The sequence below is a fragment of the Oscillibacter acetigenes genome (genome assembly GCF_025567605.1).
In the GTDB taxonomy this organism is placed as follows: Bacteria; Bacillota; Clostridia; order Oscillospirales; family Oscillospiraceae; genus Oscillibacter; species Oscillibacter welbionis.
Map to the genome: position 1 here is coordinate 331871 of NZ_JAOQKG010000002.1, position 14360 is coordinate 346230.

A 14360-nucleotide genomic window follows, 5' to 3' on the forward strand; every position below is an offset into this window, starting at 1 on the left:
TCCTCCTTGTAATCACTCAGCGTCAATGCCGTAGTGGCCGCACAGGGCTGCCAGACCGCCCTGGAAGCCGCTGCCGATGGCATTGAATTTCCACTCGCCGTTGTGGCGGTACAGCTCACCCACCACGATGGCCGTCTCGATGGAGAAGTCCTCCGCCAGGTCGTAGCGGATCAGTTCCGTGCCGGTGGACTGGTCCACGATGCGGATGAAGGCATTGGACACCTGGCCGAAGTTCTGGCGGCGGTTCTCCGCGTCATAGATGGTGCAGGTGAAGGCGATCCGCTCGATGCTGGCGGGTACCTTGGCCAGATCCACCATGATCTGCTCGTCATCGCCGTCGCCTTCGCCGGTCAGGTTGTCGCCCATGTGCTCCACCGCGCCGGTGCTGTGCTTGAGGTTGCCGTAGAAGATGAAGTCCCGCTCCGTGGGGCACTTTCCGCTGGCGCCCAGCAGGAAGGCAGCCGCGTCCAGGTCAAAGGCGCTGCCGCTGTCAAAGGCGTTCACGTCCCAGCCCAGGCCCACCATGATCTTGGTGAGGCCGGGGTTGCCCTTGGTCAGGTCGACTTTTTGTCCCTTGGAAAGATTGATCGGCATAGTGATTTCCTCCGTTCCCAATATTTAATGATTCACGGACCCCTTGTCCGGCATGTGATACATCTGGTCGAACTGGGCCTTGATGGCCTCCAGTCGCTTTTGGTCCTCCACCCGCTGCTTGCGGGCGTTCTCCTGGATCTGCTTCGTCTCGTCGATGCCGCTGACGATGGTGCGCCAGGTCTGCTCCAGCGTCTCGATTTTAATGGAGCTGCCGGAGGCCAGACGGGCGGTCATCTTGGCCTGCTCCGCCGTGTTCTGGGCGTTGCGGATCAGCATTTCATTGGTCTTGGCGTCCAGGGCGCTCATGGCCTCCGTCTGCAGCCGCTGGCGCTTGAGCATGATGGCCTGGGTCAGCGCCTGCTTGAACACCGGCAGGGTGATGATGAAGGCGGAGTTGATCTTCCGCACCAGATTCATATTGCTGAACTGCATGGTCTTGATCATGGGGATGGACTGCATGGCCACGTTCTCCGCCGTCCGCAGGTCCTGAGTCCGCTGCTCCAGCATCATCAGGGCCTGATTCAGGGTGGTCAGCTCGAACTGGATGGAGTTGTCCCCTGTGGCCTCCATATCCGCCTGGCGCTGGGCGATGTATGCCTCCAGCTCCCGGCACCCCTGCTCACCGGCCAGGATGTAACGCACCAGCTCGTGGTAGTAGTTCACATTGGCCTGGAACATCTCCTCCAGCTTCCGGTTGGACTGCTTGATGTCTGCCTCGTACTGCTTCAGCTGGACATAGATCTTGTCCACTTCATCGCCCATGGTGTGGTACTTGGCGAGGATTTTGTCCAGCTGCTTGCGGAGGTTTCCGAACAGCTTGCCGAAGAGGCCGGGGTTCTCCTTGATCTCTTCGATGTCGAACTTGTCCATGATCTTGGCCAGCGTGTTCAGCATCGCGCTGGAGTCATCCAGCTGGGACAGGTTCATGCTGTTGAGTACCACGTCGGAGCACTTGGAGATCTCGTCTGCTGCTCCGGCGCCGAAGGAGACAATGGACTCCAGGTTGTATACCTCGATCTGGCTGGCCAGGGCATCCACCTCCGGCGAGTTGACCAGCGTCTGGGTCATCATCTGCCGGTCGGCGGAGATGTCGTACTGCTGATAGCTCTCTTCTTCCTGGGGGGCGGCAGGTGCCTGTCCCTGAGAGGGCTGAGGCTGGGATGGGGTCGGTCTGCTGAGATTCAGGCCCATAAGTCATATACTCCTTCCAAATAGTTTTCTGATGGAGTGCAGTCCGCTTTCCTGCACGGTGTTGAAATCAGGAATCCGCAGGTCGTAAAGATAGTCCCCGATCTGCGTCTCGCTGGCAAAGGGGCGCGTGAAGTGCTGCTCGATGCACTGGTAGCCGGTGGGGACGAAGAATAGCACGTCGAAGCCAACCAGGCTTAGAAACGCGGTGAGGATGCTGTCCTCCAGAGAGATCCTCTCCTCTGTGGGGTTGATGTAGATGAGCTTGGGGTTCTTCTTGGTGAAGTCGAACTTCTGGATCTTCCGCAGCAGGTCCTTGGGGAGATTCAGGGCGGTGGCGATCACCGTGTACTCCGTGCCGTTCTCAAAGGTGCCGCGGATCAGCTTCTGGTCCAGCAGCAGCTGCAATTTGTCCAACAGGTGCTCCTGCATCTCCGCCCGCAGGATGCCGTAGAGATAGGCGCTGTGGGACTTGATCTTGCCGCGCAGCAGCTTGCCGTTCTTCAAAAACTGCGTGGCGTACGGCTTCACGGGGTTGGGATCCGTGCCCTGGACCCAGGGGACAGACCGGACCACCTCCGTGTCCGGCGTGATGAGCTTCTTGATGTCCAGCCAGTACTGGGAGGCGTTGCCGTCCTTCACGCCGCAGATCTTCTGGCAGATCACCGGCAGGGTGACGGTGTCCCCCGCGGCGGAAAAGCTGGGACGGTATTTCATCTCCTGGTCCCACAGAATCGGGATTTCCTCGTACATGGTCTGCAGCAGGACCGTGGAGGCCTTGGCGTACTGCTGGTTCCGATACAGTCCCGTATCCTGGTACATCAGCCGGTCCAGATCCCGCTCCGCCTGATAGGCGGCGGTGGTGACCCGGGCCTGGTTCTGGTCCACCGGGAAGCGGTCCAGAGAGACGGATTGGGGACAGTGGACCTCCAGCAGATCCGGGGTGTGGAGGGCGCTGCCCTCATTCAGATTGGGGAGCAGCAACAGGACATCCACCGGCAGGCGGGCCAGCAGCCGCAGGAACAGGGCTCCGGTGTCCGACGCGCATCTGCCAAACTGGAGAAAGACCGCCACCTCCGGCGCCTTCCAGTCCGGAAAGAGGTCCTTCTGATACCGGTTCAGCCAGCACAGGAGGTACACCGCCCGGCTGGTGAGCTTGGAGACGCTGCCGCCGCACCGCTCCCCCTCCTCCAGCACCAGATCGATGAAAGCTCGGGTCATCAGGCGCTGGAGCTCCACATTGGCCGGATACCGGATGTTGGCGGCGAGACCCGCCGCCAGCTGCTCTGCGGAGGCGTAGTTGCCCCGCTTGACCGCGGCGATCTCCTCCGGCCCGGGGGGCGCGGGGTCTCCGTTGACCACGCAGATCCGGCGGCCGCCGCCCTGGAGGGACTGATAAAACGCGAAGAGGTCGTTGGTATAGGTGAGATTGTCCTCCACGCCGTACTGGCAGAGGAAGAGGTTGCAGAAAAAGCGGGGATCGTTTCCGCGGGCCTGCACAGCCGTCAGCGCCGCGTTCAGCTCTGCCTTCTGCACCCAGGCGTTGGTGCAGGGAGAGAGGGAGGGCGGCGTGCCGTAGAGCCGCTGGCGGCGCACCTCCCGCTCCAGCTCCGCCTGAAGCTGCTTGACACCGAAGCCCGCCGGGAAGGACCCCAGGCCAGGGGCCTGATACAGGTGCGACAGGGCCGACTGGGGGTCCACGGTGAGATATGCCTGGTCGCCGCCGCACTCCAGCAGGACGATATCCGCCCCCGCCCGGGAGAGGACCGTCAGCAGCTGCAGCTCATAATGGCTCACGTCCCCGGCATAGAGGATCTTGGGCAGCGTCTCGCCGCCCAGCACGTTGACGATCCGCTCGAACTTGTAGTAGAGCCAGCACATGTATTTCATGTAGGCATTGCGGAGCATATTGTCGTTTTTGCCCGCCCGGCGCATATCGTCCAGGGTGGCATACATGGCCGTCACCACAGCGTCCCGCTGCCCGTCCGTCATCCGGGGCAGCCATTTTTTCAGCCGCTGGGAGAGAAAATCCCGGTCCATCTGGAAACCGGACCCCATCATCTCATTGAAATAGGACAGGTTGTCGGGCGTGGGGTTGGGGATGCGCCCGTCGATGATGACGCCGGACCGGCGGGCCGCCTCATAGTAGCGGCGCAGAAAAGCGGCCACCGTCTCCCCGTACCCGGCGATCCGGCAGAAAAACACGCGGGACCCGCCCCGTTCCGAGAGCGGGCGGAAATAATCATTCAGTTGTGCCGTTCCCGCCTGTTGAAACATCGTAGCCCAGTCTCTTTCTCATCACAAGATTTGTGTTTCTCATTATAGCGGCTTTGGAGAGGATTTTCAACAGATGCATGGAGCATAGCTTGAGAATCCACAAAAATTTTACATTCGTCAGCATGGCGCGGGTATTTTCTTCTCCGGCGGGAAGTGCTATAATAGCGCCCATAAGTGCCCGGCCGAAGCCGGCCGCTGATCTGAAGGTAAAAGAGGATGAGCATGAGAAGCAAGTTGACTGGATATGACGTGGGAGCACTGCTCTACTGCCCTGCCAACGCCCACGGGTCGATTGTGGGCGCGATTGTGGAGCAGCGGTTTCCAACGCCGTATTCTCTGGCGTTCTGCCTGGAGGACACGGTGCGGGAGGACGCCGTGGCGGACGCGGAGCGGATGCTGCGGGGGACGCTGTCCCGGATCGCGTCCGCTGCGGAGGGCGGCTCCTTTTTTCTGCCGCCCATTTTTGTCCGGGTCCGGTCACCGGAGCAGCTGCTGCGGCTGGCGGAGGAGTACGCCCCGTTTTCCTCCATTCTCCGCGGATTCATCCTGCCCAAGTTTTTCCTGGAGAACTGCGGGGCCTATCTTGCAGCCATCCGCTCCATCGGCCGGACGGAGGAGTACTTCTATATGCCGGTGTTTGAGTCTGCGGCCATGATTCCCCCGCAGACTCGCCGGGAGGCTCTGACGGAGGTGCGGGCCCAGCTGGACACCGTGTCTGGCTCCATTTTAAACATCCGGGTGGGGGGGAACGACCTCTCCCACGCCTTCGGCCTGCGCCGTCCGGCAAATCGGACCATCTACGACCTGCGCCCGGTGGCGGATATCCTCATCGACATCGTGGCGGCTTTCGGCACTCAATACGTGGTGTCCGGCCCGGTATGGGAGTATTACTCCGGCGAGGGATGGGAAGAGGGGCTGCGCCGGGAGATGGAGCTGGATCTGCTGAATGGCTTCACCGGCAAGACCGTCATCCATCCCAATCAGATCCCCGTGGTGAACGAAATGCTCCGCGTCTCCCAGCGGGATTACGCGGACGCCCGGGCTATCCTGAACTGGGATACCGGCAGCGGCAGTCTGGTCTCTGCCAGTGAGGACGGCGGCCGGATGAACGAGTACAACACCCATAGCCGCTGGGCCCGGCGGATCGTCCTGCGTGCGGAGCGGTACGGCGTCAGGGCGTGAGAAAAAGGACTTGAATTTCGCTCCGACCTCCTGTATAATAAACCAGTATCCACCGGCCAGTGTGATGGAATTGGTAGACGTGACGGACTCAAAATCCGTTGGTGGCGACACCGTGTGGGTTCGAGTCCCACCACTGGCACCAGTTGAAAATACTCAGGTTTTTCATGAATTGAAAACCTGAGTATTTTCTTTTTGAAGCCCGGTTCTCTCCCCGAGTTCTCTCCTCCGGCTTAAATCGCGGCTGAGATGCCAGGGGTGATGCTGACTGTCTGGTTCATTTTCGTTGCAGGCTGTTTCTTGGAATCCGTGTCCAGGTGCGCGTAGATATTGGCGGTTGTAGCGTAGCTGCAGTGTCCCAGCCAATCCTGAATATCCTTCACCGCGACTCCGTTTTTCAGAAGCAGGGATGCGCACGTATATCTGAAATCGTGGAAACGAATCGGACGAAGGCCGTGCTGCTTCAGGACCCGTTTGAAATGGTCGGACACAAAATTAGGCTTATATGGGATACCCAGCTCGTTGACATAGATGTACTCCGACTCCGTGTAGCAGTTTCCGCAGAACTCTTTACAAGCGGCTTTCCGTTCCTGCATCCGCAACAGAAGTTCCCGGTACTGGGGAACCGGCGGCATCGTTCTGCAGCTGGATTTGTTTTTCATCCGGTTCTTGCCATCGGAACGATACTGGACCACAGTATGGTCGACCGTGAGAGTATTTCCCTCAAAGTCGATTGCGCTCCACCGCGGTCCCATAACCCCACTTCTACGCAGGCCGTAGAACGCAGCCATCAGGACCGGAAATTCTACCGGATCTCCTTACATAAAATGTCCATCAAAAATGACCAAATAAATAAAATGGTTGTCTTAATGCATGTGTATTCGCTCCATACGGAGCCGGCCTGCAAAAGTAAGTATGCGCTCGTGTTACATTTTTGTTTCTCCCAAAAGGGAAAACCGTTCACATCTTCAAATGGATCATTTGATAGAAAAGTCACACGGGTGTGGAGGAATTCGTATGCCTAAGATATTTTCAGATTGAGCATTTTCCCTTTTCTGAAAAAGAGCAGGCCCATAACCACCATGTAGCCCTCCTTGAGCACCATAAGACCAAACAGGACCCACATCTGGGGATAGCGGAAGGCCAGACAAAGAGCCAATGCACCGTGTGTCAGTTTGTCCGCGATCGGGTCAAGCGCCTTGCCCAAATTTGTGATCATGTTGAACTTTCTTGCGATCATCCCATCAAACAGATCCGTGAGACTGGAGAGGAGGACAACACCTGCGGCCCAATGGTACGCTTCTTTTGCCAGATAGAGGTAACAGAATACCGGAATGAGGAGGAGCCGAAAATATCCCATCAGGTTCGGAATAGAGAATCTCTCTTTTGTGTTGAATGGCTTCATTGAGGTTCTTCTCCATCTCCTATATGCAGACAAGTCATGCGGAAGCAGAAGACTGGAAAAATTGCGACAACGCGTTTACAGCTTCGGCTTCGTCAGGGCCGTCTGCAGCGACCTGTACCTGCTGTCCCTGACGAAAGCCGAAGGAGACGACCCCGAGAAGACTTTTCGCATTGATGCTTCGCTCACCGGCGATTATGCGGATGGTGCTCTGAAAGACATTGACATGGCTTACAAACAGTGCGGCTGTATGTGTGGTGAAATCTTCCTCCAACTGCAATGAAAGGGTCCGCGTTGTCATGGGAATCGTCCTCCCAATGATAGATTTTCATTTATAAATGCTCGATCCAGGGGCTTCGGAACATGTGCGCTTATGATGCGCGATATTTGCGCTCTCCTTTGCACAGCCAGCCCTTTCTTCTCCAACTCCGAAATTCCCAGCGGGCCAGCAGCAGGCAGAGCAGGAACGCAAGAGCATCGGCTATCGGTGCGGCCAGAAGTGCGCCGTCCAGCCCGAAGGAGCGGGATAGCAGAAGCGCCAGAGGGATCAGGAAGCAGCCCTGCCGGGCCAGAGGAATCAGCAGGGACTTACCAGGCCGGCCGATCCCCTGGAAGAAGGAGGCTGAGGTCATGTGAAGGCCATACAGGAAAAAGGCCAGCATATAGAGCCGGAAGCAGTGCTGTGCGCAATCCAGATAGAGCGCATTGTCCGATACAAAGCAGCTTGCGATCTGCCGCGGGAACACCATGAAAATGAGAAACCACACCACTGAAATGCCTACTGCAATAAGAGAAGCTATATGGAATGTCTTTTGGACCCGCGCATAGTGGTTGGCGCCGAAATTATAGCCGTTGATGGGCTGGATGGCAGAGGACACCCCGACGAACATGGAGTGAGCGATCTGGTAGACCTTCATCATCATGCCGTAGACGGATAAGGCAATGTCACTGCCATAGACTGTGGCGGCTCCATAGGCCCGCATCAGATTGTTCAGGGTAATCTGCACCAGAGCGGAGAGCATCTGCGTAAGCAAGCTGGGGAAGCCCAGTGCCAGAATACGACAGGTCAGCTTCCGTGTAGGGCGCAGGTCCTCCCGCCGGATATGAACGGTTTTGAGGCGGCGCAGGTAGAGCAGGGCCAGGCATCCAGCAGCCACCTGCCCGATCACCGTGGCGATCCCGGCGCCCACAACGCCCATCTTCAGCGGAAAGATAAAGATAGGGTCCAGGATCAGGTTGATGACCGCCCCTGTCATCATGCACTTCATCATGTACTGCGGGGAGCCGTCCGCCCGGATAATGGCGGTGAAGGCGGGACAAAGGAGCTGGAACGGGATCCCCCATGCGATGGCGCGCATATTAGGACAGAGACTCTGCATAGGCAGTCGACGTCGCGCCGAAAAGGACTACGATCTGCGGGGCGAAGATGCCGCAGGCCAGAGCGGCCAGCAGACCGCTGGCCAAGATCAGGGTGAGGGCGTGACTGATGGTGCTGTCCGCCTCCCGCTGCTCTTTCCGACCCAGGCACAGACTGATATTGGCGGCACATCCGTCTCCCAGCATCAATGCCACAGCATTGACCAGAATGGTCAGCGGGAACGCGATATTAGTGGCTGCCATTCCTGTAATGCCCACGCCCTGTCCGACAAAGATCTGATCCACGATGTTATAGAGGTAGTTGACCATCAGTGTCAGTGAGGTGGGAACGGCGTATCGAACGATCAGTTTGGGTATGGGATCCGTTTCCAATGGGTTTGGCTGCAGGTTTGGCTCCATAGCAAGGCTCCTTCCGTATTCATACTGGACGCTTCCGAGGGAGAAGCCGCCGGAAATAAAAAATCCCGGCGCCATTTCCCTGACGCAGAGAGATGGCTGTACCGGGTGCTTAGAGTATACACTTTTGCTTGAGGAGGATGGGCATCCGGCACGGCACCAGAAAGCCTTCTTCTCCCCTCCAGACCGAACCTGTTGGCTCCGGAATTCCACCGGATTAGCTGATCGCTCGCGGACTGTTACCGCCAGTAGAGAAATATCTCGTTTCCGAAGAAAACTTACATACCTAAATGTATCATTAAATAAAAGAACCGTCAAGGAAAATGTCCTTCCCGCCGTATCAACTTCTGCGCTTTCTGATCGATATCCTGTGTCCCGTACAAGGCATTCCATTTTGGCTTTTCCTGTGGTAAAATATCAAAATCGACAAAATCACAGGAGGCAGGACAGGGATGAAAACGGGCTTGGTCTTGGAGGGCGGCGCCATGCGCGGAATGTTTACCGCAGGCGTTCTGGACTCCTGGATGGATGAACAGATATCCTTTGATGGAATCGTCGGTGTGTCGGCCGGTGCGCTGTTTGGGATCAATGCTCCCGCCGGTCAGAAGGGACGCGCCATACGGTATAATTTGAAGTATATCCGGGATAAGCGGTACATGGGGCTGCGCTCGCTGCTGACCACGGGCAATCTGATCAACGCCGACTTTGCCTTCTATGAGGTGTCCTCCAAGCTGGACGTATTTGATGAAGCGGCCTTTCAGAGATCGGGCGTTGACTTCTATGCCGCGGTCACCGATCTGCACACAGGCGCCCCGGAGTATATCCGGATCACAGAGCCGTTCCGTCAGATGGAGGTCCTGCGGGCCACCTCTGCCATGCCCTATGTCTCCCGGCCTGTGGAGTTGGATGGGAGGTTCTACCTGGATGGCGGGGTCAGCGACAGTATTCCAGTCCATTTCTGCAAGAGTCTGGGCTACGACAAGACCGTTCTCGTGCTCACACGTCCCTTGGAGTATCGGAAAGAGCGGCCCGCAGCATGGCTTCAGCGATTCAACCGCCTCTATTACCATCGCTATCCGGCCTTTGCGGAGAGTCTGAACCGGCGGTGGGAAGTCTATAACCGGCAGGTGGAGGAGATCATAGGGATGGAGCAGCGCGGGGGGCTCTTCGTGGTTCGGCCCAATGGCCCACTCCCAATCAGGCGTGTGGAAAAGGACCCCGCCAAGCTGCAGGCTGTTTATGACCTCGGGGCAGAGGCCGGCAGGGCGTCTCTCAGCGGACTGAAAGAGTATTTGCTGACGCATGAATGATGGTAGATGATATAGGAAATTGCGCATCCAGCAGGCAGGGGCTTGTATGGATGCGCAGTTTTTCTTTGTGCAGTATACAGCGTCCCTTGGTCCAGGTATCATGGTTGGCAAAACTGGCGGGATGGCATATATACTTTTTGAATAAAGAATTTCTGATACATATCGGACAAATTGACATTTTTTTCAAGTAACATTATAATGTTCATATATTCACTGCCACAAGAGGACGTGGTTAGAAGGGGTGAAGAATATGGATCAGGATCTGCCCTTATGGGTAGAGGGCTGCGCCGAAACATATATAATGTGGGTGTGAATGGAAGCAGACAGCTGCTGAAGATCTTGCCGGACAAAGGTATGCAGGTGCGGCCCTCTGGAGCAAACAAAGAAAAGGAGGGCATTTTTGATGGATCACAGCGTATTGACGATTTTGGATCTGGGAATCATTGCGGCATACCTTGTCATCATGGTCCTGGTGGGGGTCTATTCCGTCAGGCGGATCCAGAACACAAAGGATTATTATGTAGCGGGCCGGTCCTTTGGGCCGATGGTGCTGATGGCCACCGTCTGCGCGACGATCATCGGCGGCAGCGGTCTGATGGGCCGGGCAGGTGTGGCCTATACCGACGGCTTCAAGGCGGTCCTTACCGCAATTCCATACCTTCTGGGAATGTTCATTTTCTCCGGCATCGCCGGGAAGATCTCGGATATCGGGATGCAGTACGGGATCACCTCTATCCCGGAGCTGTTTGAACGGCGGTTTGGCCGGGCAGCCAAGATCACCCTCTCTGTGCTGATCGCGTTCGCCATGATGGGGACGGTGGCCTCCCAGGTCACCGCCACGGCCACGATCATCCGGATGCTGGGGGGAGAGTTCGGCCTCTCCTATGAGATGGGCGCGCTGATCGCAACAGTGGTCTTTATGGTCTACACAGCCACCTCCGGCCTGTTCGGCGTGGTATACACCGACGTGCTGCAATTTTATATGCTGATCGTCTTCGTGTATATCCTGATCCCGGTGGCGGCCCTGTTCAACGTGGGCGGCTTTGCGAACTTTGCGGCCAACCTGGACCCGGCGCTGGTGGAGCCGCATATTGACGGCAGCATTTTGGGAGACATCATCACCTATCTGGTTTTCACCATGGCAGGTGCGGAAATGTGGCAGCGCGCATTTGCCGCCAAGAGCCGAAGGGCGGCAAAGCGCGGGATGTTCCTGGGTACGGCCGTATACGGCGTGACCATTGTGCTGGTCTACTTCATGGGTGTTGTGGGCCGTCAGATCCTCGGCGGCGACATCCTGGCGCAGTATGGCTCGACGGACGCTGTCGTTCCGGCCCTGGCGATCCGGATCCTTCCCGCCGGTCTGACGGGACTTGCGTTGGCCGGTATGCTCTCGGTCATCATGTCCACGGCGGACAGCTATCTGCTGGTATCTGTGCAGACCTGCGTCCACGACATCGGAAAGACCATCCGTCCCCAAATGCCGGAGCGGACCGAGATCTCCCTCTCCCGCATCTTCTCCATTGTCCTGCCCCTGGGCGCGCTGGTGATCGCGTTGTACATCCACAATGCATACAACATCCTCATGTTCGCCTGGAGCTTCTATGCCGCATCGGCTGGGATTCCCGCATTTGCAGCGCTGTTCTGGAAGAAGGCAACCAAGACCGGCGTCATGGCCGGGTTGCTGGGCGGGTTTGTTGTCTGCGTTGGCTGGAAGCTGGCAGGCCAGCCCTTCGGCCTTGGGGCGGCGGTGCCGGGCACGGTTGCCTGCGGTATCGCACTGGTCGTTGTGAGCCTTGCGACTTATAAGCGCGCACCGTCCGTATTCCTGAAAGCTGAAAAGCAGAGCTGATAGGGAGCTGCTGCATCCCCATATCGGAAAGCAATGGAGTGAACATTATAAGAGCCAGCCGGAAATTTTGAAGATCCCCGGCTGGCTTTGTTTTGGCGTATTACTGATAGATAAAAAGTCTCCGATCAGACAGCAGACCTCGCCACTGCTGTCTTTGCCCCAATACCAATGGCACACACCGCTTTTTCAGATCGCGTCACCAATGCGGCGGTCAGCGCTCCGTCCTCAGAGCTTCCGACAGCGTATGGCAGTTCTTCATCTTCTGCATCCCAAAATCCTGTCCTGCACGCATCAACTACATGGCGGGACGGTGGCCTGCGCTTGTGCGCCTGGCCATGGACCATCTTTGCAACAACAAAGGTTACTGGATTTCTGCTGCGGAACCGGATGATGGCAAAGGCTGAGAAGTGATCCTGATTTGTCCGGAGCACAGCTTCAGCAGACCGATATCCTGCCGTGTGACGCGACATATCCCATGCGGATTTGTCAGCAGAGCGACATCTGCCTTCTCGCCATTCCAAGCCATTCTCAGAAAGGAAACTAATATCGTTCAGAAAGGCGAATTGCAGGAAGAAGTCATTGCAAAAATACAACAAGCACGCCCTGCGGAGCGATGGGGAGAAAGACCAAAACAAGGGAGGCACGCTTTTACAACCCGTATCCGTCATTGCGGGCCGCCCACCGCGCGGGACTTCTATACACCATGGTATAAAACAGTTCTGCGGGCTTTTACGCCGTCACAGGGCACAGCCGGGCAGAGATCATTTGTGCCAGTGCGGACCGCAGCAAGACCAATGGACCTGATCGCCTGGAAACGCGTGCTGGATGGGCGTACGATGAGCGGGTATTCCAACTGCATTGAGTATCTGATCGAGCGCCAGAGCACCTTCGCCATGTGGAAATTTGCCGCCTGTGTCAGTGAGCTTCTGGTTTTCCGCCGATAGGATATTTTGGGATAAGGGCGCGCCCCCAGACAAGCGGCCGTCGTCAAGGCAGACAAGGAGCATGATGCGTTCAACAAGACCCGGAAAATGGTCTCCGACTCTAACAAGGAAGTGCTCAGAATACTGGAGTCAGGAGATGGAAAATAACTTCATTATATAATTGGCTTTTTCGTGATCTTATGGTATGATACCCTTACGCTGTCCAGAGCATAATTTCTAGAATGAATCCCCCTCTGTAATGTGAGTGAATCACCGCAAAGTGGTACTGTTCGGCGCCGATGGGCGCTATCTTTTTGTCTGGGCGGATGTAGAAGCACGGATGAAGAAGAATTACAATATGCATTGTATGCCGATGGTTGTGCTGTTGAACCTCGGAGAGGATGCGCTGGTTGTCCGCCGCCAAGGATATGAAGGCGTGCCGCAAAATACGGGCCTGCCTGAATGGCTGACGGACGGAGAAAGGGGGCAAAGTGATGCGCACACTGATTAAACACGGACTGATTGTAGACCCGGCCAGTCATGTTCACTCCAAAAATAATCTGCTAGTGGAAGACGGGCGTATTCAGGGGCTGACTGCTGAAGAGCCGGAAGCTGATGTGATTTTGGATGCCGAAGGGATGGTGGTTTCACCTGGTTTTGTGGATATCCACATGCACGAGGATCCTTATGACCCAGAGGAGGGGCGACTGATTCCCAGCATTATGACCTCCATGCTTCGCATGGGAGTCACTACAGCGATTGGTGGAAACTGCGGTATCAATACGGTCTCGCCTCTGCGGTATTTAGAATTGATGGACCGTGATGGCGGCCCGATCAATATGGGACTACTAGCTGGCCATACCTTCCTGCGGGAGCAGGCCGGGCACCGGGACAAGTACAGTGCAATTCGGCCCGATGAACAACAACGGTTGTCAAGGCTGGTCAAAGAGGCTCTGGAAGCAGGTTGCTTTGGGGTGTCCTTCGGTATTCGCTATGTACCCGGTGTGACACGGGATGAGATGGTGAAAACCGCCTGCTTCTGCCAAAGCCATGGCCGTCTTGTGGCCGCCCATGTGCGAGATGACGCGGATAATGTATTCGGCGCGGTGGAGGAGTTGGTTTCCATAGGGCGGCAGCTGGATCTTCCGGTTCAAGTTTCCCATGTGGGAAGCATGGGGGGATTTGGGCAGATGGAACGACTGCTGGCCCTCATAGATAGATATCGCGCCTCCGGTATGGAACTGAGCGGAGATTGCTATCCGTATGACGCTTTCAGCACGCGAATAGGGGAAACAACCTACGATGAGGGATTTTTGGAGCGTTACTGCACACAGTATTCTGCGATAGAAATCTGCGAGGGTATGTACAAGGGACAACGATGCACGGAGAGATTGTTTCATGAACTGCGTCAGACAGCACCGGACACATTGACGGTCTGCCATGTTATGAAGGCGGAGGATGTAGCTTTGGCCCTGTCTCATCCGGCCATTATGCTGGCCAGTGATGGGCTGATGGATCGGGGGCAAGGACACCCGAGAGGTGCAGGGGCGTTTCCACGCCTGCTGTGCCGGTATGTTGCAGCCGGGAAGATGAACTTGGATGATGCGGTCGCCAAGATGAGTGCCATGCCGGCCCAAAAACTGGGGCTGACGAGAAAGGGGACCTTACGCAAGGGCGCAGATGCAGACATCGTAATTTTTGATATGGATCGGATCCGGGACTGTGCTACGTTTGAGCATCCCGACCGTCCTCCGGAAGGGATAGAATGGGTCTTGATTGGGGGAAAAATCGCTGTGGAACACGGAACAGTCAAGCAGTCAAGTCTAGGACGAGCCATTCGCGCTTAGCAATGGAGCAGGAGGGAG

15 protein-coding genes, 1 tRNA gene and 1 riboswitch are annotated in these 14360 nt (G+C 56.7%); of the genes, 7 read left to right on the forward strand and 9 right to left on the reverse strand.

What is annotated here, in order from left to right:
• Window positions 1-12 precede the first annotated feature (12 nt).
• The 3 genes from OCV80_RS05535 to OCV80_RS05545 are packed head-to-tail and all read right to left on the reverse strand — an operon-like array spanning window position 13 to window position 4059.
• Window positions 13-594 (reverse strand): TerD family protein, encoded by a 582-nt coding sequence (locus tag OCV80_RS05535; protein ID WP_021748541.1) that lies wholly within the window; start codon window positions 592-594, stop codon window positions 13-15.
• Window positions 595-618: 24 nt separating this feature from the next.
• Window positions 619-1785 carry a toxic anion resistance protein gene (locus OCV80_RS05540; RefSeq protein ID WP_119310639.1) on the reverse strand — a complete coding sequence of 389 codons (1167 nt, stop codon included), beginning with the start codon at window positions 1783-1785 and terminating at the stop codon, window positions 619-621.
• Between the two features lie 3 nt (window positions 1786-1788).
• Window positions 1789-4059 (reverse strand): YceG family protein, encoded by a 2271-nt coding sequence (locus tag OCV80_RS05545; protein WP_267288264.1) that lies wholly within the window; start codon window positions 4057-4059, stop codon window positions 1789-1791.
• A gap of 222 nt (window positions 4060-4281) precedes the next feature.
• Between OCV80_RS05545 and OCV80_RS05550 the strand changes: the two genes are divergently transcribed.
• Both OCV80_RS05550 and OCV80_RS05555 read left to right on the forward strand, forming a co-directional pair.
• Window positions 4282-5241: an HpcH/HpaI aldolase/citrate lyase family protein gene (locus tag OCV80_RS05550; RefSeq protein ID WP_036629861.1), complete on the forward strand. Its 960-nt coding sequence runs from the start codon at window positions 4282-4284 to the stop codon at window positions 5239-5241.
• Between the two features lie 55 nt (window positions 5242-5296).
• Window positions 5297-5383: transfer RNA gene (locus OCV80_RS05555), tRNA-Leu, on the forward strand.
• A gap of 88 nt (window positions 5384-5471) precedes the next feature.
• Here OCV80_RS05555 and OCV80_RS05560 read toward each other — a convergent pair.
• The 5 genes from OCV80_RS05560 to OCV80_RS05580 all read right to left on the reverse strand — a co-directional run bounded on the left by OCV80_RS05560 (window position 5472) and on the right by OCV80_RS05580 (window position 8416).
• Window positions 5472-6029: a site-specific integrase gene (locus OCV80_RS05560; RefSeq protein ID WP_119310641.1), complete on the reverse strand. Its 558-nt coding sequence runs from the start codon at window positions 6027-6029 to the stop codon at window positions 5472-5474.
• Between the two features lie 230 nt (window positions 6030-6259).
• The gene (locus OCV80_RS05565; protein WP_119310642.1) at window positions 6260-6643 is read right to left on the reverse strand and encodes a CDP-alcohol phosphatidyltransferase family protein; all 384 of its coding nucleotides are present in this window, start codon (window positions 6641-6643) and stop codon (window positions 6260-6262) included.
• Between the two features lie 34 nt (window positions 6644-6677).
• Entirely contained in the window at window positions 6678-6941 is a 264-nt protein-coding gene (locus OCV80_RS05570) for an HPr family phosphocarrier protein (RefSeq protein WP_119310643.1), read from the reverse strand.
• Window positions 6942-7011: 70 nt separating this feature from the next.
• Window positions 7012-7998: an MATE family efflux transporter gene (locus OCV80_RS05575; protein WP_267288265.1), complete on the reverse strand. Its 987-nt coding sequence runs from the start codon at window positions 7996-7998 to the stop codon at window positions 7012-7014.
• A 1-nt stretch (window position 7999) separates the two neighbouring features.
• On the reverse strand, window positions 8000-8416 hold the full coding sequence (locus OCV80_RS05580; protein WP_267288266.1) for an MATE family efflux transporter: 417 nt from the start codon (window positions 8414-8416) through the stop codon (window positions 8000-8002).
• A gap of 162 nt (window positions 8417-8578) precedes the next feature.
• A riboswitch (FMN riboswitch) is annotated at window positions 8579-8692 on the reverse strand.
• A gap of 173 nt (window positions 8693-8865) precedes the next feature.
• On the opposite strand from OCV80_RS05580, the gene OCV80_RS05585 reads away from it, so the two are divergent.
• Both OCV80_RS05585 and OCV80_RS05590 read left to right on the forward strand, forming a co-directional pair.
• Window positions 8866-9723, forward strand: a complete 858-nt coding sequence (locus tag OCV80_RS05585; protein ID WP_267288267.1) for a patatin-like phospholipase family protein — start codon at window positions 8866-8868, stop codon at window positions 9721-9723.
• A gap of 403 nt (window positions 9724-10126) precedes the next feature.
• Window positions 10127-11572, forward strand: coding sequence for a sodium:solute symporter family protein (locus OCV80_RS05590; protein WP_021748554.1), 1446 nt, complete (start codon window positions 10127-10129; stop codon window positions 11570-11572).
• Between the two features lie 125 nt (window positions 11573-11697).
• On the opposite strand, the gene OCV80_RS05595 is transcribed toward OCV80_RS05590, so the two are convergent.
• On the reverse strand, window positions 11698-12165 hold the full coding sequence (locus tag OCV80_RS05595; protein ID WP_267288268.1) for a hypothetical protein: 468 nt from the start codon (window positions 12163-12165) through the stop codon (window positions 11698-11700).
• A gap of 174 nt (window positions 12166-12339) precedes the next feature.
• On the opposite strand from OCV80_RS05595, the gene OCV80_RS05600 reads away from it, so the two are divergent.
• The 3 genes from OCV80_RS05600 to OCV80_RS05610 all read left to right on the forward strand — a co-directional run bounded on the left by OCV80_RS05600 (window position 12340) and on the right by OCV80_RS05610 (window position 14342).
• Window positions 12340-12516, forward strand: coding sequence for a hypothetical protein (locus OCV80_RS05600; RefSeq protein WP_158629797.1), 177 nt, complete (start codon window positions 12340-12342; stop codon window positions 12514-12516).
• A 319-nt stretch (window positions 12517-12835) separates the two neighbouring features.
• A complete protein-coding gene (locus OCV80_RS05605; RefSeq protein WP_160117397.1) occupies window positions 12836-13006 on the forward strand; it encodes a hypothetical protein in 171 nt (56 codons plus the stop codon).
• A complete protein-coding gene (locus OCV80_RS05610; protein ID WP_256264385.1) occupies window positions 12990-14342 on the forward strand; it encodes an N-acyl-D-amino-acid deacylase family protein in 1353 nt (450 codons plus the stop codon). Before OCV80_RS05605 ends, OCV80_RS05610 begins: the two co-directional genes overlap by 17 nt.
• The last annotated feature ends 18 nt before the right edge of the window (window positions 14343-14360 follow it).

Bases quoted from the DNA above. Each gene is read 5' to 3' on its own strand.
- OCV80_RS05535 (WP_021748541.1), bottom strand. From the start codon at position 594: ATGCCGATCAATCTTTCCAAGGGACAAAAAGTCGACCTGACCAAGGGC.
- OCV80_RS05540 (WP_119310639.1), bottom strand. From the start codon at position 1,785: ATGGGCCTGAATCTCAGCAGACCGACCCCATCCCAGCCTCAGCCCTCT.
- OCV80_RS05545 (WP_267288264.1), bottom strand. From the start codon at position 4,059: ATGTTTCAACAGGCGGGAACGGCACAACTGAATGATTATTTCCGCCCG.
- OCV80_RS05550 (WP_036629861.1), top strand. From the start codon at position 4,282: ATGAGAAGCAAGTTGACTGGATATGACGTGGGAGCACTGCTCTACTGC.
- OCV80_RS05560 (WP_119310641.1), bottom strand. From the start codon at position 6,029: ATGGCTGCGTTCTACGGCCTGCGTAGAAGTGGGGTTATGGGACCGCGG.
- OCV80_RS05565 (WP_119310642.1), bottom strand. From the start codon at position 6,643: ATGAAGCCATTCAACACAAAAGAGAGATTCTCTATTCCGAACCTGATG.
- OCV80_RS05570 (WP_119310643.1), bottom strand. From the start codon at position 6,941: ATGACAACGCGGACCCTTTCATTGCAGTTGGAGGAAGATTTCACCACA.
- OCV80_RS05575 (WP_267288265.1), bottom strand. From the start codon at position 7,998: ATGCGCGCCATCGCATGGGGGATCCCGTTCCAGCTCCTTTGTCCCGCC.
- OCV80_RS05580 (WP_267288266.1), bottom strand. From the start codon at position 8,416: ATGGAGCCAAACCTGCAGCCAAACCCATTGGAAACGGATCCCATACCC.
- OCV80_RS05585 (WP_267288267.1), top strand. From the start codon at position 8,866: ATGAAAACGGGCTTGGTCTTGGAGGGCGGCGCCATGCGCGGAATGTTT.
- OCV80_RS05590 (WP_021748554.1), top strand. From the start codon at position 10,127: ATGGATCACAGCGTATTGACGATTTTGGATCTGGGAATCATTGCGGCA.
- OCV80_RS05605 (WP_160117397.1), top strand. From the start codon at position 12,836: ATGAAGAAGAATTACAATATGCATTGTATGCCGATGGTTGTGCTGTTG.
- OCV80_RS05610 (WP_256264385.1), top strand. From the start codon at position 12,990: ATGCGCACACTGATTAAACACGGACTGATTGTAGACCCGGCCAGTCAT.